The 23,455-nt window shown below is 64.7% G+C and carries 23 protein-coding genes; 11 read left to right on the top strand and 12 right to left on the bottom strand.

Annotated elements, in window-relative coordinates; genetic code table 11:
• Nucleotides 1–180 precede the first annotated feature (180 nt).
• Nucleotides 181–1,521 carry a PAS domain S-box protein gene (locus A6B35_RS10670; protein WP_006204258.1) on the top strand — a complete coding sequence of 447 codons (1,341 nt, stop codon included), beginning with the start codon at nt 181–183 and terminating at the stop codon, nt 1,519–1,521.
• A gap of 36 nt (nt 1,522–1,557) precedes the next feature.
• On the opposite strand, the gene A6B35_RS10665 is transcribed toward A6B35_RS10670, so the two are convergent.
• Nucleotides 1,558–1,995 (bottom strand): VOC family protein, encoded by a 438-nt coding sequence (locus A6B35_RS10665; RefSeq protein WP_006204257.1) that lies wholly within the window; start codon nt 1,993–1,995, stop codon nt 1,558–1,560.
• Nucleotides 1,996–2,152: 157 nt separating this feature from the next.
• Between A6B35_RS10665 and A6B35_RS10660 the strand changes: the two genes are divergently transcribed.
• Nucleotides 2,153–2,344, top strand: a complete 192-nt coding sequence (locus A6B35_RS10660) for a hypothetical protein (RefSeq protein WP_006204256.1) — start codon at nt 2,153–2,155, stop codon at nt 2,342–2,344.
• Between the two features lie 25 nt (nt 2,345–2,369).
• Here A6B35_RS10660 and A6B35_RS10655 read toward each other — a convergent pair whose 3' ends face one another.
• Nucleotides 2,370–2,690 (bottom strand): hypothetical protein, encoded by a 321-nt coding sequence (locus tag A6B35_RS10655; protein ID WP_006204255.1) that lies wholly within the window; start codon nt 2,688–2,690, stop codon nt 2,370–2,372.
• Nucleotides 2,691–2,960: 270 nt separating this feature from the next.
• Between A6B35_RS10655 and A6B35_RS10650 the strand changes: the two genes are divergently transcribed.
• A complete protein-coding gene (locus A6B35_RS10650; protein ID WP_006204254.1) occupies nt 2,961–3,194 on the top strand; it encodes a hypothetical protein in 234 nt (77 codons plus the stop codon).
• A gap of 90 nt (nt 3,195–3,284) precedes the next feature.
• Here A6B35_RS10650 and A6B35_RS10645 read toward each other — a convergent pair whose 3' ends face one another.
• Together A6B35_RS10645 and A6B35_RS10640 are read right to left on the bottom strand one after the other, a co-directional pair.
• Nucleotides 3,285–4,778, bottom strand: a complete 1,494-nt coding sequence (locus A6B35_RS10645) for an aldehyde dehydrogenase family protein (protein ID WP_040583378.1) — start codon at nt 4,776–4,778, stop codon at nt 3,285–3,287.
• 161 nt (nt 4,779–4,939) lie between these two features.
• Nucleotides 4,940–6,607: a GMC family oxidoreductase gene (locus tag A6B35_RS10640; RefSeq protein ID WP_006204252.1), complete on the bottom strand. Its 1,668-nt coding sequence runs from the start codon at nt 6,605–6,607 to the stop codon at nt 4,940–4,942.
• 199 nt (nt 6,608–6,806) lie between these two features.
• Here A6B35_RS10640 and A6B35_RS10635 point away from each other — a divergent pair, with 199 nt between their 5' ends.
• From A6B35_RS10635 to A6B35_RS10620, 4 genes are all read left to right on the top strand, one after another.
• A complete protein-coding gene (locus tag A6B35_RS10635; RefSeq protein WP_006204251.1) occupies nt 6,807–7,889 on the top strand; it encodes a sugar ABC transporter substrate-binding protein in 1,083 nt (360 codons plus the stop codon).
• Nucleotides 7,890–8,049: 160 nt separating this feature from the next.
• Nucleotides 8,050–9,033, top strand: a complete 984-nt coding sequence (locus tag A6B35_RS10630; RefSeq protein WP_006204250.1) for an ABC transporter permease — start codon at nt 8,050–8,052, stop codon at nt 9,031–9,033.
• 5 nt (nt 9,034–9,038) lie between these two features.
• The gene (locus tag A6B35_RS10625; protein ID WP_006204249.1) at nt 9,039–10,541 is read left to right on the top strand and encodes a sugar ABC transporter ATP-binding protein; all 1,503 of its coding nucleotides are present in this window, start codon (nt 9,039–9,041) and stop codon (nt 10,539–10,541) included.
• Between the two features lie 9 nt (nt 10,542–10,550).
• Nucleotides 10,551–11,519: an ABC transporter permease gene (locus A6B35_RS10620; RefSeq protein WP_006204248.1), complete on the top strand. Its 969-nt coding sequence runs from the start codon at nt 10,551–10,553 to the stop codon at nt 11,517–11,519.
• A gap of 101 nt (nt 11,520–11,620) precedes the next feature.
• On the opposite strand, the gene gloA is transcribed toward A6B35_RS10620, so the two are convergent.
• A complete protein-coding gene (gloA, locus tag A6B35_RS10615) occupies nt 11,621–12,034 on the bottom strand; it encodes a lactoylglutathione lyase (protein ID WP_006204247.1) in 414 nt (137 codons plus the stop codon).
• Nucleotides 12,035–12,189: 155 nt separating this feature from the next.
• Here gloA and A6B35_RS10610 point away from each other — a divergent pair, with 155 nt between their 5' ends.
• Nucleotides 12,190–13,626 (top strand): FAD-binding oxidoreductase, encoded by a 1,437-nt coding sequence (locus A6B35_RS10610; protein ID WP_040583384.1) that lies wholly within the window; start codon nt 12,190–12,192, stop codon nt 13,624–13,626.
• A 3-nt stretch (nt 13,627–13,629) separates the two neighbouring features.
• Nucleotides 13,630–14,433 carry a FadR/GntR family transcriptional regulator gene (locus A6B35_RS10605; RefSeq protein WP_006204245.1) on the top strand — a complete coding sequence of 268 codons (804 nt, stop codon included), beginning with the start codon at nt 13,630–13,632 and terminating at the stop codon, nt 14,431–14,433.
• Between the two features lie 291 nt (nt 14,434–14,724).
• Here the strand turns inward: A6B35_RS10605 and A6B35_RS10600 are convergent, their stop codons facing one another.
• Entirely contained in the window at nt 14,725–15,573 is an 849-nt protein-coding gene (locus A6B35_RS10600) for an AraC family transcriptional regulator (RefSeq protein WP_006204244.1), read from the bottom strand.
• Nucleotides 15,574–15,762: 189 nt separating this feature from the next.
• Nucleotides 15,763–16,686 (bottom strand): NAD(P)-dependent oxidoreductase, encoded by a 924-nt coding sequence (locus A6B35_RS10595; RefSeq protein ID WP_006204243.1) that lies wholly within the window; start codon nt 16,684–16,686, stop codon nt 15,763–15,765.
• Nucleotides 16,687–16,799: 113 nt separating this feature from the next.
• Between A6B35_RS10595 and A6B35_RS10590 the strand changes: the two genes are divergently transcribed.
• Nucleotides 16,800–17,546: a FadR/GntR family transcriptional regulator gene (locus tag A6B35_RS10590; protein ID WP_040583382.1), complete on the top strand. Its 747-nt coding sequence runs from the start codon at nt 16,800–16,802 to the stop codon at nt 17,544–17,546.
• A gap of 8 nt (nt 17,547–17,554) precedes the next feature.
• Here A6B35_RS10590 and A6B35_RS10585 read toward each other — a convergent pair whose 3' ends face one another.
• The 5 genes from A6B35_RS10585 to A6B35_RS10565 form a co-directional block, all read right to left on the bottom strand.
• Nucleotides 17,555–18,286 (bottom strand): ABC transporter ATP-binding protein, encoded by a 732-nt coding sequence (locus A6B35_RS10585; protein WP_006204241.1) that lies wholly within the window; start codon nt 18,284–18,286, stop codon nt 17,555–17,557.
• Nucleotides 18,283–19,011 (bottom strand): ABC transporter ATP-binding protein, encoded by a 729-nt coding sequence (locus A6B35_RS10580; RefSeq protein ID WP_006204240.1) that lies wholly within the window; start codon nt 19,009–19,011, stop codon nt 18,283–18,285. The genes A6B35_RS10585 and A6B35_RS10580 overlap by 4 nt, the downstream gene beginning before the upstream one ends.
• A complete protein-coding gene (locus A6B35_RS10575; protein WP_006204239.1) occupies nt 19,008–20,051 on the bottom strand; it encodes a branched-chain amino acid ABC transporter permease in 1,044 nt (347 codons plus the stop codon). Before A6B35_RS10575 ends, A6B35_RS10580 begins: the two co-directional genes overlap by 4 nt.
• Complete coding sequence (locus A6B35_RS10570; RefSeq protein WP_006204238.1) at nt 20,048–20,929, bottom strand: branched-chain amino acid ABC transporter permease; 882 nt, start codon at nt 20,927–20,929, stop codon at nt 20,048–20,050. The genes A6B35_RS10575 and A6B35_RS10570 overlap by 4 nt, the downstream gene beginning before the upstream one ends.
• A 93-nt stretch (nt 20,930–21,022) precedes the next feature.
• Nucleotides 21,023–22,237, bottom strand: coding sequence for an ABC transporter substrate-binding protein (locus A6B35_RS10565; RefSeq protein ID WP_006204237.1), 1,215 nt, complete (start codon nt 22,235–22,237; stop codon nt 21,023–21,025).
• A 163-nt stretch (nt 22,238–22,400) separates the two neighbouring features.
• Between A6B35_RS10565 and A6B35_RS10560 the strand changes: the two genes are divergently transcribed.
• Nucleotides 22,401–23,387 carry an aldo/keto reductase gene (locus A6B35_RS10560; RefSeq protein ID WP_006204236.1) on the top strand — a complete coding sequence of 329 codons (987 nt, stop codon included), beginning with the start codon at nt 22,401–22,403 and terminating at the stop codon, nt 23,385–23,387.
• Nucleotides 23,388–23,455: the final 68 nt, after the last annotated feature.

The following is a 23,455-nucleotide window of genomic DNA, read 5'->3' as shown; positions in this document are numbered from 1 at the left end:
TTCCACCGCTCGCAAGCGGCGCCAAAGTAAAACACCTGACCCGGAACCGAAACGCGTGATGCGCATTTTAGCTTTAGCTGGTGGTCCGTCAGGGCTGCCAGGCTATTGTTCGAACAGTGAGATCTCAAATTGAATTTTATCCAGCAGGCAGACGGGCTTCCGGGGAACTCTGCCGAGCTGATGCAGGGGTTGCCTGTCGCCGTCTATACGACCGACAAGCAGGGCCACATCACCTTCTTCAATGAAGCGGCGGCTGAGCTCTGGGGGCATCGCCCGGTCCTCGGCAAGGACCAATGGTGCGGATCCTGGAAGCTGCGTCACCTCGATGGCCGCATCATGGAGCATAGCGAATGCCCGATGGCGATCGCCTTGCTGGAAGAGCGGGATGTCCGCTGGGGCCAGGCGATCGCCGAACGGCCGGACGGCGAGCTGATACCGTTCAGGGCGCACCCGGTTCTGCTGCGCGATGAAAAGGGCAAAGTCGTGGGCGCCATGAACACGCTCATCGATATGCGCACGCAGACGCAGGCCGACGAGGCCCGTATCCGCCTTGCCGCTATCGTCGACTCGTCGATGGACGCGATCGTCTCGAAGGACATCAACGGCATCATCACCAGTTGGAACGATGCGGCGGAACACCTGTTCGGCTACACGCCCGCCGAGGCGATCGGGCGGCCGGTGACGATGCTCATTCCGCACGACCATCTTGACGAGGAGGTCTCGATCATCAGCCGCATACGTGCCGGCGAACGTGTGCCGTCCTACGAAACGGTCCGCCAGCGCAAGGACGGCTCACGCGTCCCGGTGTCGCTCACCGTTTCGCCAATCCGCGACGGCATCGGCCGCATCATCGGCGCCTCGAAGATCGCGCGCGATATCAGCGCCACCAAGGAAAGCGAGCGGCGCATCCGGTTGCTCATGCGCGAAGTCAACCATCGGGTGAAGAACCAGTATTCGGTCATCATCTCGATGATCCGCGAAACCACCAAGAAGACCAGCACGCCGCAGGCATTCCTCGACCAGGTGCGCGAGCGGATCATGGCGCTCTCGGAATCCCACGACCTCCTCGTCAGCGCCGAGTGGCGGGGCGCCACGGTCGCCGAACTGGTCGGGGCGCAGATCAAACCCTTCGCGGCGCAGGACCGGGTCTCGGTGAGCGGACCGCTGATCGTGCTCGAGCCGAACGCGGTGCAGTATCTCGGCATTGCCTTTCACGAGCTTGCCACCAATTCGGCTAAGCATGGCGCCCTGTCGCACCAAGGCGGACGGGTCGAAATCGCATGGCAGGTGGCGGATGCAGCCGACGGCATCGGCATGTTCCGCCTGGTGTGGCGTGAGCTGGACGGGCCGGTCGTCGACGGCATGGCGCGCCAGGGTTTCGGCACAGTCGTCCTCAAGCGCGTCGCGCCGCAGGCGCTGAGGGGCACAAGCAGCCTGGAATTCGACAAAGGAGGGGTCGTCTGGTCGCTCGAGGCGCCGATGTCGTCGGTGGAGACGTCCTTCGCCGCCGCCTTGGCCTAGGCAATTCCAGGAAAGTCGTAGCGCCCGGAATTGTGCTCAGCTGAGTTCTTGGGCGAGTCCGATGAGAAGCCCTCCAGGCCCGCGGATGTAGCAGAGCCGATAAGCGTTCTTATACTGGACGACTTCGCCTACGAGCTGCGCGCCGCGATTGCGGAGCCTTTCAAGCATCTCGTCGATGTCGTCCACGGCGAACATGACGCGGAGGTAGCCTAAGGCGTTGACCGGGGCGTTGCGATGATCCGCGACGACAGGCGGCGTGAGGAAGCGGGAGAGCTCGAGCCGGCTGTGGCCGTCTGGTGTGCGCATCATGGCAATCTCGACACGCTGATCGCCCAGTCCAGTTACACGTCCGGCCCATTCTCCTTCGATCGTTGCCCGCCCTTCGAGCTCGAGGCCGAGCTCGCGAAAGAAATCAATCGTCTCTGCGAGGTCTTCGACAACGATTCCGACGTTGTCCATCCGCTTGAGCGCCATGTGTCCAATCTCCAAGGTGTCGTCCAGGCCGTAAACTCATGAAACTGCTGCTTGATGCGTCGCCGGTTCGATCTGACGGATTTTGAGTGGTCGCTCGTCCAGGGAAGGAACCATCGTCCCTGCCCGAGGGTTTCCGTATCGAGGGAGGACCAAGGCCATGGACGACGACGAACGGGACCATGCCCGCAAGGTAGGCGAAGAGACCTCCCTGGCAAGCTCATTGGCCGCGGAAACCGGCATCACCCTTGAGCAGGCGCGCGAGCTGATCGCCTTGATCGGCACCAACCGCAATTCCCTGGTGCGTGAGGCCCGATTGTTGATGAAGCGACCGCGTCAACCGCCTCGATAAAGCGAAGGCGGTTCGAGCGGCCAACCTATTGCATGGGATCTCTAGCGGATTCGGTTGCCTCATCCTGGACGCCGAAACCGCCGTTCGCATTTGGTTGGCCGTTGTCTAGCGAACCGCATTCCTCAATAATGGCGGTCAGACCATCGAATTCCATGTGCGCCCCATAGAGTTGGGACACCTGCACGACAAGAAACTCGACGTCTTCAAGCGCAATGTTTTCGGCAAGATTGCGCCGCCGCACTTCCTCTGCCACGGCGGCGACATTGACAATGCCTCGCGAATGCAGCGCGGCCAGGACCTGGACATTGAGATCGTCCCGCAATTGAGCCGAATATTCGTTGCGCATGGGAAAGCCCTTTCAGGACCAATTTCCTTGAGGCCAAGCATGCGCCATGCGAAATCGGAGCGCAAGCAGAATCTCAAAAATTCACTATTAAAATCAATTAGTTAGTAGATAAAGCCGATCACGCAGTAGACGCCTGTTGCTCATCGTTGGGCTTGTGCGTTGGTCGCTGCACCAACACTCTTGACGGCAAAGGGGCCAAGCACTAACTCGACTGTCACTGAGCCAAATACTAACTTGTCTCGTTTTCGTTTCCGGCAATGGGAGGCGTCAATGGCTGACTTGGAACGACCCGAACGACTTCAGATCATGCTGACGGCCGAGGAATTGGCAGCCTTGGAGAACTGGCGTTTCGAAAAACGCATGCCAAGCCGCTCAGCCGCAGTTCGAGAATTGCTGCGACGAGGCCTCGACGCGGACGGGTTCTTGACGGCGGCGCAAGGTTCCAAGTCCCAGGACTTTGGCATCCTGCCCAATTCCGAAATTACCGACGGACCGGTTGAGTAGGCTGGAGCGCACTTTTGCTGGAATTGCTCCAGGTCGCATCCTGTATCTTGGCTTGCCTCGGCGCCGCTTCGTTGGCGCTGAACCCGTGACTCAGTCGGTCCTGATCCAGACGCCCTTGGTGTTCAGATATTCGTCGAGGTGCTCGGCCCCGCCTTCGCGGCCGTAACCGCTCATCTTGTAGCCGCCGAAGGGCACCGCCGGGTCGAGCGCGTGGTAGGTGTTGACCCAGACCGAGCCGGCGCGCAGGCGGTTGGCCAGCTGATGCGCCTTGCCGACATCGCGCGTGAACACGCCGGCGGCAAGCCCATAGGGCGTGTCGTTGCCGCGCCGCACCGCCTCGTCCAGCGTATCGAACGGCAGCGCGGAGATGACCGGACCAAAGATCTCTTCCCTGGCGATGCGCATGTCGTCGGTGACGCCGGAGAAAACACCCGGCGTGATGAAATTTCCCGAGCCAAGCACGCCTTCGGTGATGCGCGCGCCGCCGGTCAGCAGCCTGGCGCCTTGCCGCGTGCCGTCCTCGATGAAGCCGGTAACGCGTTCGAGCTGGCGGGGCGAGATCAGCGGTCCGATCTCGGTTGCCGGATCGGCGCCGTCGCCGATCCTGAGCTTTGCCGCGTATTGAGCGACCCGTTCGACGAAATCCTCGTAGATCAGCCGTTCGACGAACAGCCGCGAGCCGGCAATGCAGATCTGGCCGGAATTGGCGAAGACCGACATCGCCGCGACCGGCACGGCGCGTTCGAGATCGGCGTCGGCGCAGACGATCACCGGCGACTTGCCGCCAAGCTCGAGCGAAACGCGCTTCATGTTGGCGGCCGAGGCGCGCAGGATCGCCTGGCCGGTGGCGGTGGAGCCGGTGAAGACCAGCTTGTCGACGTCCATATGGGCGGCCAGCGGCGCGCCGGCCTGGGCACCGGTGCCGGTGACGATGTTGACGACGCCGTCCGGCACGCCCGCTTCCTGCATCAGGTCGGCGATCAAGAGCGGCGTCAGCGGCGCCTCCTCCGAGGGCTTGAGCACGATCGTGCAGCCGGTCGCCAGCGCCGGGCCGATCTTCCAGATCGAAGCCGCGGTCGGCGCATTCCAGGGAATGATGGCGCCGACGACGCCGACCGGCTCCTTGCGCGTGTAGGAGACGATGTCGCCGAGCAGCGAATTGCCGATCGTGTGGCCGTGGATGGATGTGGCCATGCCGGCATAGAAGCGCAGCATGCCAAGCACGCGGTTTTTGTTGGCAAGCGTGCGCACGATGGGCATGCCCATGTCGGTGGTGTCGGAAAGCGCGATCTCCTCCCAATGGCGCTCCATGAGATCGGCAATCTTCAAGAGCAGAAGCTGGCGCTCATAGGGCTTGAACCGGCTCCAAGGGCCCTCGAAGGCGCGGCGGGCAGCGGCGACCGCCAGGTCGATATCCTTGGAATCGGCTTGCGGCACGGTGCCGATCACCGCGCCGGTGGCGGGATTGCGCGTCTCGAAGCTGCGCCCGCTTGCGGCATCGCACCATTTGCCGTCGATCAGCATCCTGCGATGCCGGCCGTCGATGGGGACGCGCAAGGATAAATCTCTGGCCGACACCGTCATCTTGCAAATCCCGATTTTCGCGTGGGCTCAGCCTAAGTGAAGACCGTCATTCAAACAAAGGCAATCGCTGGGAGCGTCGATCTGCCGGCGTCCCGGATTCGATCGCCGGCTTGAGCATTTTCCGCGGCGCGCAGGTGCTCTGCCTGCACCGCTGGAGCCTCTCAGTGAGCGGCCGGCACAGGCTTTCCATCCCGCTCCCTGGTTCGGGGCGAGTGAGACTCCTGCGACGCCGAAGCCATGGCGCCTGTGGTGCGCCCGGCGATCAAATCCGCCGCCTTTTCGGCGATCATGATGACGGCGGCGTTGGTGTTCGAGGAAACGATGCGCGGCATCACCGAACTGTCGCAGACGCGCAAGCCCTGCAGGCCGCGCACACGAAGCTCGGGATCGACGACGCTTTTCGCATCGCCGCCCATCCGGCAGGTGCCGACCGGATGGTAGGCGCTGCGCCCGTGCTCCCGGGCGAAGGTTTCCAGCGCCGCGCGCCCGGTCGTCCCCGCCCCCGGCAGGTGTTCGCGCCGGATGAAGGGCGCAAAAGCCGGCTGAGACAGGATTTCGCGGCTGATCTCGATGCCCTCGACGGCACGGTCGAGATCGTAGCGCTCGGCGAACGGGTTGGGATCGATGACCGGCGGCTCGCGCAGGTCCGCCGATCTCAGCGTGACGCTGCCGCGCGAACGCGGCCGCACATGGTAGGAATTCAGCGTGCAGCCATTGCCGCCAGGAACCGAGCCGATGCCTTCCTCGACGCCGGCGCCGGGCAGGAAATGGAACTGGATGTCGGGTGTCTTCTCGGCGCGATCGCCCCACCAGAAGGCGCCGGCCTCGACAATGTTGGACGCCACCGGCCCCTTGCCGAACAGCGCGTATTCGAGGCCGGCGACCGCCTGCCAGCGCTTCTTCTTGTAGCGGTCGATGCCGTGCGGCCCATTGAGCTCGGCGACGACGTCGACATCCATATGGTCATGCAGGTTCTGCCCGACGCCGGGCAGGTCGTGGCCGACCTTGATGCCGTGCGTGCCGAGATGGGCGGCCGGGCCGATGCCCGACAGCATCAAGAGCTTGGGCGAGCCGATGGCGCCAGCGGTGACGATCACCTCGCGCCCGGCGCGCAGCAGTTCCGGGCGGCCGTTGACGATGATCTCGACGCCGATGGCGCGCCCGTTCTCGACGACGATGCGGCTGACCGTGGCGTCGGTGCGCAGCGTCAGGTTCCTGCGGCCAAGCGCGGGCTTGAGATAGGCGACGGCCGTGCTTGAGCGCTTACCGTTGCGCGTCGTGGTCTGGTAGAAGCCGGCGCCTTCCTGCTCTCCGGCGTTGAAGTCGGCCCTGAACGGCAGGCCGGCTTCTTGTGCGGCCCTGACGAAGACGCGCGTCAGCGGATGCGGCGCACCGCTGGAAACGCCGAGCGGCCCCTCGATGCCGTGCTGCGGGCCGGCAAAGGTGTCGTTGCCCTCGGAGCGCCGGAAATAGGGCAGCACCTCGGCATAGCTCCACCCGGCACAGCCGTCGTCGGTCGCCCATCCGTCATAGTCCTGCGGGCAGCCGCGGGTGAACACCTGGGCGTTGATCGAGGAACCGCCACCGAGGACACGCGCCTGCGGATAGACCATGGTGCGGCCATCGATCATCCTGCCGGGTGCCGTCTCGTAGCCCCAGATCAGCGGGCCGGACGTCATCTTGAAGAAGCCTACGGGCAAATGGATGTAGCGGTCGGTGTCGGGCGGGCCGGCCTCCAGCAGGACGACCGAGAGGTCCGGATCCTCGCTCAGCCTTGCGGCAAGAACGCAACCGGCCGAGCCGCCGCCGACGATGATGTAGTCCGGCATTTTTCCTCCCGTTGCTTCCGGCCCTGGCGCGCCCGACGATCTCAAGTCCCTTGTGCCGCGTCAAGAGAAAGGGTATGGTTGCCGTGTTGAAGGGTTGTCGTACAAGTGGAGGAACTTGGCAACCCCTGCCGAAGAGCCCGGCGCTCCCCGCGCATGTCGCCGATCGGAAAAACACCGATTTCAACTGGGAGGTTCGAGAATGAAGGACAGGACAATTTCCGCGCGTTCCGGCATGGTCAGCCGCCGGACGCTGATGATGGGCGCCACCGCCGGCCTGGCGGCCGTCGCGATGCCGAGGGTGTTGCGGGCGCAGGACAAGCCGACGCTGGTGACGTCGATCCGCTCGCTATCCAACCCCTACCATGCCGTCTGGAAGACCGGCGCCGAGGCCTACGCCAAGGCTGTCGGGCTGGAGCACGTCACGCTGGTCTCGGAAGGCAACAGCGAGAAGGGCATTGCCGACATCAAGGCGATGCTGGCCAAGACCGGCGGCAACATGGTGCTCAATTCCGACCCCAACGATACGCCGGATGCGCGGCCGATCGTCGAGGCCTGCGCCAAGGCGGGCGCCTATGTCGTGACGCAGTGGAACAAGCCGCCGGACCTGCACCCGAAGGACTTCAATCCGAACTATGTCTCCCATATCGAGTTCGACGGCATCTCGAGCGGCAAGACCATCGCCGAGATCCTGTTCAAGACGATCGGCGGCAAGGGCGGCATCGTCGCGCTCGGCGGCCTGATCTCGACCACCGCGGCGATCGAACGCAAGAAGGGCCTCGACGCGGCACTTGCCGCCAATCCCGACATCAAGCTGCTCGACTTCCAGGTCGCCAACTGGAAATCGACCGAAGCCTTCGATTTGATGGGCAATCTGCTCACCCGCTTCGGCGACGACATCAAGGGCATCTGGGCGGCCAATGACGATATGGGCTCGGGCGCGCTCGAAGCGCTGCGCGCCGAAAACCTTGCCGGCAAGGTGCCGATCGTCGGCGTCGACGGCATCAAGACGGCGGTCGACGCGGTGCGCACGGGCGAGTTCGCCTGCACCGTGACCTCGGATCCGTTCTGGCAGGGCGGCATGGGCCTGGCCATCGGCTACAACGCCAAGATCGGCAAGTTCGATCCCACCAAGGAACCGCCGGAGCACCGCGAATTCTACGGCAAGGCGGTGCTGATTTCGCACGACAATGTCGAGGAATATTACAAGACCAATGTCGAGGCGCAGCCGACAGTGGACTGGAACGATCTGTGGGGTCGGGTGACCGGAGCGATCCGCACCTGACCCGTTGGAGCGGGCCCGCTTACTCCCTGGCGGCGGCCCGCTCCCTTTTGCAGTTGCCGTGCGTTGCTCGGCGACTGCCGTTCTGCAGATGGGAAGCGGTTTCTTGACAATCGATACAGAACCCCTGAAGTCCGTTTCGGACATCGAGCGGACAACGCTTATGACACTCTTCCCGGGCCGTATCGCCGCCCTGTTCGGCGGCAGGCGCTGGCGCAGCCTGGCACCGCTGGCGGTGCTGATCGCATTGTGCGTGCTGATCTCTATCGCCAACCCCAATTTCATCGAGCTGCGCAATCTCGTGCGCGTCGCCAATTCCGCGGCCGTGCCGCTGACGCTGGCGATGGGGCTGACCTTCATCATCCTGATGGGCAGCATCGACCTGTCGGTCGAAGGCACGCTGTCGGTGGCGGCCATGGTGGTGGTGCTGCTCGCCGCCAATGACAGCAACGGCAATGATTATGGCTGGCTGGCGGTGCTGGCCGCAATCGCTGCCGGCACCGCCATGGGTCTGGTCAGCGGCCTGGCGCAGACCGTGCTGCGGATTCCTTCCTTCATGGCCACGCTCGGCATGTGGTTCATCGGCCTTGGGCTCTCGGTCTACATGCTCGGCGGCTCGGCGATCCGGCTGAACGACGCCTCGATCCGCGAGCTGGCGCTCGCCCGTCTGCTCGGCCTGCCGCTGGCGGTCTGGGTCGCCGCCGGGGCATTCCTGCTCGCCGCCATCATCCAGTACTACACCAAGCTCGGCCGCCACATCCTGGCGATCGGCGGCGACGAGGATGTTGCCAAGCTCTCCGGCGTCAACGTCACGCGCGTGCGCATTGCCGCCTTCGCTCTGGCCGGCTTCTTCTTCGGCATTGCCGGCGTGCTTGCCGCCGCCCAGCTTGGCCAGTCGCACGCCGTCATCGGCGACGGCAGGCTGTTCGCCGCGGTCACCGCCGTCGTGGTCGGCGGGACGGCGCTGACCGGCGGCGAAGGCGGCGTCGTCAACACGCTGATCGGCGTCTTGATCGTCACCGTTTTAGCCAACGGCATGATCCTGCTCGGCATCTCGCCCTATATCCAGCAGACCGTGCAGGGCCTGATGATCATCGCCGCGGTGGCGCTGTCGCTCGACCGCGTCCGCCTCAGAATAGTCAAGTGAGCGCCATGCTGAAGGCATCCGGCATCATCAAGAATTTTCCCGGCGTGCACGCCTTGCGCGATGTCTCGATCGAGGTTCGGCCGAACGAAGTCGTCGGGCTGATCGGCGAGAACGGCGCCGGCAAATCGACGCTGATGCGGGTGCTGGCCGGCACCTACCGGCCGGATGGCGGCAGCCTCACTCTCGACGGCGAGCAGCTCAAGCTGCGCAATGCGCGCGACGCCGCACGACACGGCATCGGCATGGTGTTCCAGGAGCAGTCGCTGGTGCTCAACCTGACGGTGGCCGAAAACATCTATCTCGGCGAGGAAGACCGCTTCACGCGTCTCGGCATCGTCAACTGGCGCGCCATGAACAATGCGGCGCGCCGCCAGCTTGCCAAGATCGGCGTCGACATCGACGTCACCCGGCGCACCTCAGAGCTCACCTTCGCGGCGCGCCAGATGGTCGAGCTGGCCAAGGCGCTGACGCTGGAGGAAATGGTCGAACGGCCCTTGCTGATCCTGCTCGACGAGCCGACCTCCGTGCTCAACGGCGCCGATATCGAGGTGCTGTTTGCGCGCGTTCGCGCGCTCAAATCCCGCGCCAGCTTCGTCTTCGTCTCGCATCGCCTGGACGAGGTGCTGGCGATCTCCGACCGCGTCTACACGATGAAGGATGGCGCGGTGGTCGCCGAGCACAGCACCGCCGACGTCACCGCGCCGGAACTGCACGAGATCATGGTCGGTCGCGGGCTGCAGGCCGAATACTACCGCGAGGCCCGCCAGCAGCAGCCACGCGATGAGATCCGGGTCGAGACCAGGGGGCTGGGTGCCGCCGGTGCCTATCGCGGCGTCGATCTCAAGATCCGTGCCGGCGAGATCGTCGGCATTGCCGGCGTCGTCGGCTCGGGCCGCGAGGAGGTCACGCGCACGATCGGCGGGCTGCTCCAGCACAGCGCGGGCGAATTGAAGATCGCCGGCGAAGCGGTGCATTTCGGCTCGCCCGAGCCGGCCGTGCGCAAGGGCATCGGCTATGTGCCGCGCGAGCGGCGGCTGGAAGGCCTGGTGATGTTCCTGTCGATCGCGGAGAACATCTCCCTGGCCGATCTCTCCAGCGTCATGCGCCATGGCGCGATCGACTATGGCAAGGAGCGGCGGCTCGCCGCCGACTGGATCAAGCGGCTGCGCATCAAGGCGCCCGGCCCCGACGCCGCCTGCCGCAAGCTCAGCGGCGGCAACCAGCAGAAAGTGGTGCTGGCGCGCTGGATGACGGCAGGCTCGCGCATCCTCGTGCTCGACCATCCGACGCGGGGACTCGATGTCGGCGCCAAGGAAGAGGTCTACGAACTGGTCCGCGATCTTTGCGAGCAAGGCGTCGCCATCCTTTTGATCTCCGACACGCTGGAAGAAACGATCGGCCTGTCGCACCAGGTGCTGGTGATGCGCGACGGCGAGATCACCGCGCGGTTCGACGCCAGTCCGGGAAACAAGCCAAAGCAGGTCGACCTGCTGCGGGCGATGGTGTGAGGCCGGCCGATGAATGAGATCTTTTCGCTCAGGCCATTCCTCGACAGCAAATGGACGCATGGCGCCATACCGCTGGTGCTGCTTGTCGGCCTCTTGCTGATTATCGAGATCGCGGCGCCCGGTTTCCTGACCGCCGAGACGACCGCGCTGCTGTTTGCCAACACAGCGGTGCTGTTCATCCTGGCGACCGGCGTCACCTTCGCCATCCTGCTCGGCGGCATCGACCTGTCGATCCAGGCGGTCGCCTCGCTGGCGAGCGTGATCCTGGCGCAGTTGCTGCCCTCGCTCGGGCTCGCCGCCTTTCCGGTGGCGATCCTGTCCGGCCTCGCCTTCGGAATCTTGAGCGGCATCGTCCACGTCAAGCTGCGGGTACCGTCCTTCGTGGCGACGCTGGCCACGGGCGGTGTGGTGACCGGCATCGCGCTCTGGGTTTCCGACGGCCGCGCCATCACCATCGAGGAAGCCGGCCGTGAAAACACCGCCTGGATCAATGCGACGGTCGCCGGGGTGCCGGTGGTGGTGTTGATTTCCGCGGTGATCGGCATCGTCAGTTTTCTGGCGCTGCGCTACACGCGCTTCGGCCGCCAGGCGATCGCCGTCGGCGCCGGCGAGCCGGCCGCCTGGGCCGCCGGCATCAATGTCGACCGCACCAAGATCGTCGCCTTCGCGGCCTCCGGCATGCTGGCGGCAATAGCCGGCGTAGTGCTGGCAGCCAGGCTGTCGAGCGGCTCGCCGGTTCTTGCCAATCAGCTGCTGCTGCCGGCGATTGCCGCCGTCATCGTCGGCGGCACGGCCATCACCGGCGGGCTGGGCGGGGTTGCCCGCACGGCGGTCGGCGCGCTGATCATCTCGATCGTGCGCATCGGCATGACCTTCGTCGGCATCAACATCTTTTTGGAAAACATGGTGTTCGGCGCGGTGCTCATCGCCGCCGTCGCCATCACCATCGACCGCAGCAAGATCGCGGTCATCAAGTGACAGTGCCCTGCGCATCGCCTCCCAAGCAAGCGCGGAACGGACGGGGCCGCAACGGCGCAATGCCGACGCGGCCCCGCTTAGTCAGGTCATTGCCCAGATCACTACATCGTGTCGAGGCCGATCAGCTCGATCTTGTAGCCGTCCGGGTCTTCGACGAAGGCGATGTGGGTGGTGCCATGCAGCATCGGTCCGGGCTTGCGCGGGATCTTGGCGCCGCGCTTCTCGAGCTCCGCACAGACGGCGTAGATGTCGTTGACGCCGAGCGCCAGATGACCGAAGCCGGTGCCGATCTCATAAGGCTCTTCCCTGCCCCAGTTCAGCGTCAGTTCGACGACGGCCTCCTTGTCCTCCGGACCGTAGCCGACAAAGGCGTTGGTGAACTTGCCGCCGGGATAGTCGTCGCGGCGCAGCAATGTCATGCCGAGAACCTCGGTGTAGAAGGCAATCGACTTGTCGAGGTCGAGAACCCTGATCATGGTGTGCATGTAGCGGAAGCGGCCTGCGGCGTCGCTCATGGGGAAAGTCCTCCGTGTCAGGCGATTTGTCTGTCTGATCATCCGCATCAAACGGATGGTGGGGCTCCGCTTGATGTTCTTAATCAGGGTTGTATGATAACACTACAAGTACAATGGTTGTCCAGCCGTTTTCCGAGGGATCGCAGAGCCAGATCATGAACGCCGTGCAGCCCGCATCGCTGATCGCCACGCTGGCCGGCACGTTGCCGGACGGCGGGCTGCTGACCGCCGACGAGGATTTGGCGCGCTACAGCCGCGACTGGTCGGGCGACCATTTCGGCCGCCCGCTGGCGGTGGCGCGTCCGGCTTCGGTCGAGGAGATGTCGGCGCTGATGCGGCGATGCAATGAGGAGCGCATCCCGGTCGTGCCGCAGGGCGGCCTGACCGGTCTCGTCGGTGCGGCGGTGGCGGCCGACAGCGGCGAAGTGGTGATCTCGCTCGAGCGCCTGAACAGGATCCGCTCGGTCAGCCCGATCGATTTCGCCATGGTGGTCGAGGCCGGCTGCATTCTCGAGGACGCCAAGCGCGCCGCGGAAGAAAACGACTGCCTGCTGCCGATCACCTTCGGGGCGCAGGGCAGCTGCCGCATCGGCGGCAATGTCGCCACCAATGCCGGCGGCTTCAACGTGCTGCGCTACGGCATGACGCGCGACCTGGTACTTGGGCTGGAGGTGGTTCTGGCCGACGGGCGGGTTTGGAACGGGCTGAAGGTGCTGCGCAAGGACAATCGCGGCTATGATCTGAAGCAGGTCTTCATCGGCAGCGAAGGCACGCTCGGCATTGTCACCGCGGCGGCGCTAAAACTCTATCCACGACCGACGCAGATCGAAACCGCGCTGATCGGGCTGCGCTCGGTCGAGGAAGCCATGGCGCTCTATGCGCGGGCGCGGCGCGACTGCAGCGACCTTCTGACGGCCTTCGAGCTGATCCTGCGCGGCGGCATCGAGATCACGCTGCAGGCCCGGCCGGACTTCGCCGATCCGCTCGCCAGGCCCTACCCGGTCTACGTCCTGGTCGAGGTTTCTTCCGGCGGGCTGGTCGACCTCCAGGCCATGCTGAGGGATTTTCTGGCCGGTGCCGCCGATCTCGTCGAGGATGGCGTCATGGCGTCGAGCCGCGCCCAGGGCGAGCGGCTGTGGCTCTACCGCGAGATCATGGTCGAGCGCCAGGGACGCGGCGGCCGCTATCTGCGCACCGACGTCTCGGTGCCGATCTCAAAACTCGCCGATTTCGTCACCGACGCACTGGCGGCGCTGGAGCGGACCCGCCCGGACGCGCTCGCCGTCACCTATGGCCATGTCGGCGACGGCAACATCCATCTCAACGTCGTGCCGCCGGAAGGCATGGCAGCCGAAGCGGTCGAGCATCTGTTCGAAGAGGCGGAAGAGCAGATCTTTGCCATCGTCGACCGCTATGCCGGCTCGATCAGCGCCGAGCACGGCATCGGCCGGGTCAAGCAGAAGGCGTTCCTCGACCGCATCGACCCGGTGGCGCTCGATCTTGCGGCCGGCATCAAGGACGCGTTCGACCCGCGCCGCATCTTGAGCAATGGCCGCATTCTGGCGTCCAAATCCTCCCTCGACTATAGGTGAGCGATGACGCTGAAGCTCGACAAGGTCAATCGTGGTCCGCATCTCTCGACCCTGGTCGCGAGTTCCATCTCGCGCGAGATCGCGCAGGGACGTCTGAAGCCCGGCGACCAGTTGCCGACCGAGCAGGCGCTGGCGACCACATTCGGGGTCAGCCGCAACGTGGTGCGCGAGGCGATCGCCAGGCTGCGCTCGGAAGGCCGCATCTGGTCGCAGCAGGGGCGCGGCGCCTTCGTCACCGATGCCAACAACCCGACCGTGCTGACCATCGACTACGAGGCGCTGCAGCGGGCCGATTCCTTCCGCAGCCTGTTCGAACTGCGCGGCATCCTCGAAGTGCAGGCGGCAGCCCTTGCCGCCAGACGGCGCAGCGAAGCCGATCTTGCGGCGATGGGCGAGGCGCTGGCCGGCATGCGTGCCGCCCCCTACGGCAGCGTTGCCTGGCTGCGCAGCGACCTCGAGTTCCACCGCACCGTCGCCGAGGCGACGCGCAATTCCTATATGGGCCAGTTCCTGGTCTTCGTGTCCGAGCGGGTGCGCGAAAGCATTCTCGCCGCCGGCAACCAGCAGAAGTCCGACGACATGGCGCGCATCACGCTCGGCGAACACGAGCGCATTTTTGCTGCCATCCGAAACGGCGATGTGGAAGGGGCGCAAGCGGCGATGCGCGACCATCTGGCAGGTGCGGCACTGCGCGTTGGACTGCATGATGGCGAGGCGGCGGAGGTAGCAGTGCCGGCGAAAGAGGTGGCGTCTCCAGTGCGGCATTCGAGGTTGCGGAAGGCTGTCCGCGCGCGGGCTGGGGGATAAAGTTCTCGCCAGACGCCTTACCTGAACCTAGCCAATCGCCTAAGGGCAGCGCCAGCCCCCACTCCGTCTCGGCTTCGCCAAGCCACCTCTACCCCCATTTCATGGGGGAGAGGAAATGCCAATCTCAGAGGTCGCGGCCCTGAAAAGCTTGGGTTTCCTCTCCCCTACTTTGTGGGGGAGAGGTGGCTCGGCGAAGCCGAGACGGAGTGGGGGAGCGCCATATCCAATTTCACTCAGTTAGCGGCTCAACCGCGACACGCCTTGGACGGCTACGTGCCCACCCCCACCGCGCTATTTCAGCGGCAGAAAGAGTTCAAGGACCACTTCGCGTAGCGGCCCCTCCGGGAAGTGGGACAGATGTCGCTGGCAATAGATCGGAAAATCGCGTGCTTCCTCGCCGCTGGCCGGAAGCCATTCACGGTAGAGAAATAGTGCTGCGGGTTCGAGATTGTTGGTGTTGCCGGGATAGCGCAGCACCGCGCAGCGTCCGCCGGGGATCACGCCAGCCTTCATCTGCGCGTCATTGGCCTCGATCGGCTGATCGGTCCCGGCACATATGTCCATGCTGTAGTCGGCCGGATTCGCGGGCTCCCTTTCGGAACGGAAGACCATGAAAGTATGGCTTGTCTCCGGCGACAGGCCCGCTTCCTTGCGCCAAGCCCTGAACCGCTGGAAGGTGTCCTGGAGCGTCGCCCGGTCACCGCGATGCTCCATGATCGCCACCGGCGTGGGCGGCACATCGCGGATCGTCACGTCGTCGGGTTCGAAGATTATCTGCATGAGCGTGGTCCTTGCTTTTTCGAGCGGCCCGAAGGCCATGAGCCACGACCCCCAGTCGGGAGACTTCCGAAACGACGAAGGCGACTGTCCGAACCGTTGCCGAAAGGCGCGGGCGAAGGCATCCGGTGCGTCGTAACCGGCATCCATCGCTATATCGGTGACGCTTTGGGCGTCGCTCTCGGCAAGCCTGTACGAAGCGCGCTTCAGACGGGCGAGCTGGACATAGCGATGCACGGACACCCCGAAGGTGGACGTGAACTGCCGGTGGAAATGGTATTTCGAGAACGCCGCGAGAGTGTCCGTCAGCAGCGCGCCTGATCTGCCTATCCGCAAGGTGCCTTCACGCAGCCTAGTCCCCATGTGGCAGCGCGAGGCCCCCTCTCCGTCTCGGCTTCGCCGAGCCACCTCTCCCCCATTTCATGGGGGCGAGGAAACGCTAGTCTCCGAGGTTGCAGCCTCGAAAAGCTTGGGTGTTCCTCGCCCCCACAACGTGGGGGAGAGGTGGCTCGGCGAAGCCGAGACGGAGAGGGGGAGCACCCTAGCCGATGTTCACTCCGCAGGCTCCACCAGCGACACCCCGTTCAACCCCGCAACAATATCCGACAATGCCGGCACGAACTTTTCGCCATGGCCGGTGGCGACGGCGGTGGCGAAGCCGTTGCGTACCGCGGCGCCGATCGGGTTGGCGACGCCGCCGGCCTGGGCGAAGGACGCGAGATAGGTCATGTCCTTGAGCGCATTGACGATGGCGAAGCGCTGCGCGTTCTCGTTGCGGTTCAGGACGAAGTCGAAGAAGGCCTGGTAGAAGCCGCAATCCATGCGGCTGCCGGAGATGACGCTGTTGAAGACCTGCGGCGTCAGCCCGGCCTTCACGCCAAGCGTCAGCGCCTCCGAATAGATGGCGGAATAACCCATCGAGACGAAATTGTTGAGCAGCTTCATGGTGTGGCCGCTGCCGGTCGGCCCGGTGTGCACAATGCGCGCGGCGAAGGCTTCGAGCACCGGCCGTGCCCGGGCGACGGCGCCGGCCGGGCCGCCGACCATGACGTCGAGCTTGCCTTCGGCGGCTTCCTTGGGCGTGCGCGCCAATGGCGCATCGATCAGCGTCACGCCTTGCTGGGCGAGTTCGGCGGCAAGCGCTGTCGTCGAGGATGGATTGGAGGTCGAGCAGTCGATGACAAGCAGCGGCTTGCTGGCGGCGGCTCGTCCGTCCGCGGCGGCGGCCAACCCGTCCGTCCCCTTCACCAGCGCTTCCACCTCGCGCGAACCGGTGACGCACAGAATGACCGTGTCGCAGGCCTCGGCGAGCTTGCGAGGGCTTTTCGCCTCCGTGGCGCCGGCCGCCAGCAGCCGGTCGACCGCATCGCGGCTGCGATGGGCCCAGACCGTCAGCGGCCAGCCCTTTTCGAGCAGATTGGCGGCCATGCCGGCGCCCATGCTGCCCAGTCCGATGAAGCCGATGCGTTCCTTCATGCAATCCTCCAACCATGGTCCTGCGCCTGCAGGTCCACATTTCGTCACCTTGCGGCGCGCATCTGTCGATGCAATCCTTCGCCAGAGAATCGGACCGGGGGCTGTCGGCCGCGATGGCGGAAAACGAGACCAGGCTTTTCGACGCCATACCGCAAGCGCCCAATCTGAGGAGCGGGCTGGTCAACACGCTGATTGCGCAGATCGAATCCGGCGATCTGGCGCCCGGCCAGCGGCTGCCGACCGAGCAGGAGATCGTCGCGGCGACGGGCGTCAGCCGCACGGTGGTGCGCGAGGCGCTTGCCTCGCTGCGCGCCCGAGGCCTGATCACCACGCGCCAGGGCCTCGGCGCCTTCGTCGCCAAGGACCCGCCGCCGCGGACCTTTTCCATCCTGCCGGACGATCTCGAATCGATCGACGAGGTGCTGCGCGTTCTGGAATTGCGCATGGGCATCGAGGTGGAAGCGGCCGGCCTTGCCGCCGAACGGCGCAACGACGACGCGCTGCGGCAAATGAATGCCCGGCTCGACGCGCTCGATGCCGCGGTCCGCGCCGGCAGCGCCGGCCTGGAAGAGGATTTCGGCTTCCACCGCGCCATCCTTGCCGCAACGCAGAATGCCAATTTCACGCGGCTGTTCGACACGTTCGGCAGCGCGATGATCCCGCGCCAATGGACGCGGCTCGACCGGATGACCGATGCCGAGCGGGAAAAATACCTGACCCGCATGCAGCATGAGCATCGTGCCATCCTTGCCGCGATCGAGGCCAGGGACGTCAATGCCGCGCGTCGCGCCATGCGCAGTCATCTGACCAAGAGCTATGCCCGCTTCGAGACGCTGCGCGACAAGGCCGGGCACGACTGAGTGCTTGCTCATGACGCGGCTTGCGCCACGCCGCCAAGGTAGAGGTCGCGCATCAGCGACATGTCGCGTAATTCAGCGATCGGCCCGGAGACGACGATGCGGCCGTTCTGCATGAGATAGCCGCGCGCAGCGACCGCCAGCGCAAGGCCGGCATTCTGCTCAACCAGCAGCACCGAGGCGCCGAAGCGCTCGCCGATGTCCAGAATGATGGCCTTGATCTCCTTGACCAGCAGCGGCGACAGGCCGAGCGATGGTTCGTCGAGCAGAAGTACGCGTGGCCTCGTCATCAGCCCGCGCGCGATGGCCAGCAACTGCTGCTGGCCGCCGCTCAGCGAGCCGCCCTTGTCGCGCCGCTTGGTGGCGAGAATCGGGAAGAAAGCCAGCATCGTCGCGAAATCGGCCTCGACGGCGTCAGGGTCTTTGCGCGAATAGGCGCCGAGACGGAGATTTTCCTCGACCGTCATATCGACGAAAATCTTTCTGCCCTCCGGCACCAGCACGACGCCGCGTCTCGCCATGATGTCGGCGGGAAGGCCAGTCACATCCGCACCATCGAAACTGATGCTTCCGGCGCGCGGCCTGACCAGCCCGGCGATCGCCTTCAGCAGCGTCGACTTGCCGGCCCCGTTGGGGCCGAGGATGGTGACGATCTCGCCTTGGGCCAGGGTCAGCGAGACGTTTCGGTTGACGATGGTCGGACCGTAGCCGGTGACGATCTCGGAAATGGCGAGCAGGCTCACAAATCGCCTCCGAGATAGACGTCCAGGACCTTGGGATCGGCAAGCACGGCGCCGGTCGGCCCGTCGGCGATCTTGGAGCCAAAGTCGAGCACGGCGAGGCGCCGGCACAGCATCTGCATCAGCTTCATGTCGTGGTCGATGACACACACTGTGATGCCATGGCCGGGAAGCTGGCGGACAAGCCCGACGAGGGCGGCTGTTTCCCGATCGTTGAGACCAGCGGCGGGCTCGTCGAGCAGCAGCAGCGCCGGCCGGCTCGCCAGGGCCAGCGCAAGGCCGAGCAGCCGCAGGCTGCCGAAAGGCAACACCCCTGCCCTCTCATCCGCAAGCGCCGCGAGGCCGACGAAGTCGAGCAGCGCCAGCGGTGTCGGCCAGGGATGATGGCTGGCGCCTGCATTCACCCGCACATGCTCGCCGGCGATCTGCACGTTCTCCAGCACGCGCAGGCCGGCAAAGGCCATTGCCTGCTGGAATGTGTAGCCGATGCCTGCCCGCGATATGGCATGCGGCTTGAGACCGGTGATGTCTCGCCCGCGGAACGACACGCTGCCGCCACTGGGCATGTGGACGCCGGTGACGACGTTGAACAAGGTCGTCTTTCCAGAACCGTTCGGGCCAACGACGCCGAGGATTTCGCCTTCCTCGATCGCGAGGTCGACGCCCGACAATGCGGTGACGCCCCCGAACCGTTTGCTCAGCCCGCGGATTTCGAGGATCGGGCTCATCGCCGCACTTCCGAAGGTGTGGTGCTGGCCGTGTCGAGCTCTTCGCGTTCCTGCTTCGGCTGCCCGCTCGCCAACAGCCTGCGAAAGACCTGCCCGACGCCGGCGATCAATCCCTCGGGGAGAAGCAGGATGACGGCGATCAGGCAGACGCCGTAGACGATGCGCGACTGCACCGGATCGAGATTGAGCACCTCCGGCAGGAAGGCGACGAGAATGCCGCCGGCGAGCGGACCGGCAATCAGACGGGCGCCGCCGATCATCACCATCAGTGCCAGATAGATGCTGGGGAAGGAGGCGAACTGGGTTGGCGAGATGTGGCCGAGGAAATGGGCGAGCAGGACGCCAGAGATCCCGGCGAAGATGCCGCTGACGACAAAGGCGCCGATCTTGTGCCGGCCGACATTGATGCCGAGCGAAGCGGCAAGTCTCTCATTCTCCCTGATGGCGCGCAGCGTGCGGCCATAGGGCGAATTGATGATCGCCCAGCTCGCCACCGCCGCGGCCGCCACGAAAGCCACCACCATCAGATAGTAACGCGTCAGGTCGCTCATATCGGCGCCGAACAGGGTGACCGGACCGACCAGGTCGAGGCCGGTCGCGGCGCCCGTATAGTCGCCGCCATTGGTGAGCACGATGGCCAGCAATTGTCCGAAGGCGAAGGTCATGATGACGAAATGATGGCCGCCGACCCGCAGCGACGGAATGCCAACGATCATCGCGAACAGGGCGCTCGCAAGCGCTGCCGCCGGAAGCGCCAGCCAGAAGCCGGTGCACAGGTCACGCGCCAGGATCGCCGCCGTATAGGCACCGACACCGACAAGTGCCGCATGGCCCATCGACAGGATGCCGGTCTGGCCGAACAGCACCGAAAGCCCGTAGAGCGCAATGACGTTGATGCCGGCCGAGATCGCCAGCGACAGGAAGCGGTTGCTGGGCGAAAGCAGCGGCACCAGGGCGATCAGCGCAAGGACCACCAGAACCGGCAGCAGGGACCGCAGGGCGGATATCGCGGAGCCGTTTGGCTGTCTGCTTGCAATCATGACGCCATCCTGGGTCCGCTGGTGCCGCCGAAAAGGCCGTGCGGACGGAAGAGGAGCACCAGGATCATCAGGACGAAGGAGTAAGCATCGGTCCATTGCGAGAAGCCGTAGCCGGCGCTGAAGCCTTCGACGATGCCGAGGATGAGGCCGGCGGCGACAGCGCCATAGATGTTGCCGAGCCCGCCGATCAGCGCGACGGCGAAGCCCTTCATGACCATGGTGCCGCCGGTGAAAGGCGTGATCGGAAACAGCGCGATCAGCAGCGCGCCGCCGAGCCCGGCCAGCGCACTGCCGAGCACGAACACGCCGGTGATGTAGCGGCGCACCGGAATGCCCATCAACGCCGCGGTGTCACGGTCCTCGACGCTTGCCCTGAGCGCCCGGCCGTAGCGGCTGGCCGTGATCATTCTGAAGCTGAGCGCCACCACGGCGACGGTGATCAGGATGACCATGACGCGCACGGAAGCGATGCGCACGCCGCCAACCTCCCAGACCGTGGTCAGCGGGCGCGGGATGCTTTTCTGGTTGGGGTTCCAGAACAGCACGACGACATGCTGCAGCACGACGATGAGGCCGAGCGAGACGATGAAGCCGTTGGTCGGCCGTTCCAGCGTGAAGCGGAAAATGCCGCGCTCGAGAATGTAGCCCATCAGCCCGACCGCCAGGATCGCCAGCACAGCCGCCAACGGGAAGCCGAGGCCGGCACTGACAGCCAGCCAGGTGACGATGCCGCCGATCATCAGGAACTCGCCATGGGCGAAGTTGATGATGCCGGTCAGGCCAAAGATCAGGGTGACGCCAACGGCGATCAGCGTGATCACGCTGGCGATGGAAAGCCCGTTCAATATTTGCTGTATGAAAATGTCCACGGCGCGCATCCGCTGTTGACGTGGTGGCCGGCGACCTGGTCTGCCCGGATGGGTACTGGCGGCGCGAACTGCGCCGCCAGTACAAGGATCGGCCCCAGGAGCTCAGCTCTTCGGCGCTTCTGCCGGCGGCTGCTGCATCGAGCAGGAGATGTCACCGCCGGGCGCCGCGGCGCAGACCTCGGTGGCATGGGTGACCTGATGGGTTGGGTTGAAAGTCAGGTCATCCGAGACCACGCCCTGATGGTGGAGGGTCAGCAGTGCTTCGACCGTCTTGTCCGGATCGAAGCTGCCGGCCTTCTCCCACGCCTCGGCCAGGAAGTGGACATAGTCGTGATAGAGCAGCGACACCGACGAGGTCACCCCGTGCGGAGCGCCGGCCGCGAAATAAGCGTCGAAATAGGCCTTGGCTTTCGGATTGGAGGATTCGCCCCAACAGACCGGAACACAGCTCATCGCCACCGGCACATCGGCCGAAAGCTGCTTCTCCTTCCAGATGCCGGGGTCGACGCCGAACAGGAAGTAGCTCTTGGCAGCACCCAGTTCGAGCGCCTGCGGCAGCGCCGTCAGCGTTGAATCGCCATTGTACCAGAAATGGATGATGTCCGGATTGAGGCTCTTGGCGCGGGTCAGGAACGGCGAGAAGTCGGTCGTGTCCGGTGGGTAGAAGATGATGTCGGGAACGTCCTGCCCCTCGGCCTTCAATGCCTTGAAATAGTAGGATGACAGGAACTGGCCGGTCGCGTCGTTGCCGACGATCATCACCGATTTCTTCGGCTTGTAGCCGAGCAACGGCTCGAGAAGCGTGAGCACGCCGCTCGCCGTCGATCCAGACCGCTGGAATTCCTGCGGCTCGGACTGGAAGAGATAGTGATCCTCGCCGCCCGGCTTGACCGAATCCGGCGTCAGGATTTTCGCCAACGTCGAATTGCCGGCGAAATGGATGATCTTGGCCGGCTGCGTGATCTTGGCCATCGCCAGAGTGAAGTCATGTGTTTCCGACCCGAAGATCGCCTGCACCTTCACGTCGCGCACCAACTCCTGGGTGGCGGCGATGGCGGTGGCGATGTCGGTGCGGTCGTCGCGTTTGACCATTTCAAGCTTGTAGGTCTTGCCGCCGACCTTGATGCCGCCGGCGTCGTTGATCTGCTTGACGGCAAGCCCGACGCCCGCCGGCAAAGTATGACCGGCGGAAACGAACGACCCTGACTCCGCCGCGACGACGCCGATCTTGACGATGTTGTCTTCGGCCAATGCTGGATAGGCAAGCGAGCCAAGGCAGAATGCCGCCGACACGCCCAGTTTCAGAACGGTTTTCAATTTGAGGTCCTCCCGACTCCAAAATCTTGCATTCTTACCGGGTTGTCATACAACCCTGTAATCTGGTAAATCTGTCGAGAGCGGATGTCAATCGTGTCATCATTCGGTTAGATGCCGCGGGCGAAATTGAGAATCGCACGCGAGCAGGAACGAGGAACGGAAAATGCAGTCACGGAAATTCGGCCGCACCGGACGCCAGGTCAGCGAGATCGGCTTTGGCTCATGGGCGATCGGCGCCTCGTGGGGCGAGGTCAATGACGACGATGCGGTGGCCGCCCTGCACGCCGCTCTCGACGCCGGCGTCACCTTCATCGACACGGCGGACGTCTATGGCGATGGCCGCTCCGAAAAACTCATCGCCAGGGTGATGAAGGAACGCGGCGGCGATCGGCCTTTCATCGCCACCAAGGCCGGAAAGCGGTTGCCGCAGCAGACGGTCGAAGGCTTCACCCAGGAGAACCTGACGGACTGGGTCGACCGCAGCCTCGGCTATCTCGAGGCGGACACGCTCGACCTGGTGCAGCTGCATTGCCCGCTGACTGACCTCTACTACCATCCGGAAGTGTTCGAGCGCCTCGACCGTCTCGTCGAGCAAGGCAAGATCCGCAATTACGGCGTCAGCGTCGAGCGCGTCGAAGAGGCGCTGAAGGCGATGCAATATCCGGGCGTCGCCAGCGTGCAGATCATCTTCAACGCCTTCCGCCAGCGGCCGGCGGAATTGTTCTTCGACCTGGCGAAGAAGAACGATGTGGCCATCATCGCCCGCGTGCCGCTGGCGAGCGGGCTGCTGTCGGGAAAGTTCAAGGCCGACACCAGGTTCGAGGACAGCGACCACCGCAAGTTCAACCGCAACGGCGAGGCCTTCGATGTCGGCGAGACCTTCTCGGGCGTGCCCTATGAGGTCGGGCTGGCAGCGGTGGAGCGCATCCGGCCGCTGGTTTCCGACGATACGACGATGGCCAAATTCGCGCTGCGCTGGATCTTGATGTTCGACGCGGTCACGGTGGTCATCCCGGGTGCACGCAATCGAGCCCAGGCCCGCTCCAATGCCGAAGCCGCGGCATTGCCGCCACTGTCCGGCGCGGTCATGGACAAGGTCCGGGCCATCTACGACCAGGACATCAAGCCGCATGTGCATCAGCGCTGGTGAGAGCCAGCGCGCGGACATTGGAGCGACGCCATAGCGGCTGCGCCTCCACAAGGGCTAGAATTTCGGAG

The sequence above is a fragment of the Mesorhizobium amorphae CCNWGS0123 genome, from assembly GCF_001686985.1.
GTDB lineage: Bacteria > Pseudomonadota > Alphaproteobacteria > Rhizobiales > Rhizobiaceae > Mesorhizobium > Mesorhizobium amorphae.
Note: the sequence above shows the minus strand (reverse complement) of the source record. Positions and strands in the feature narration are given on the sequence as shown.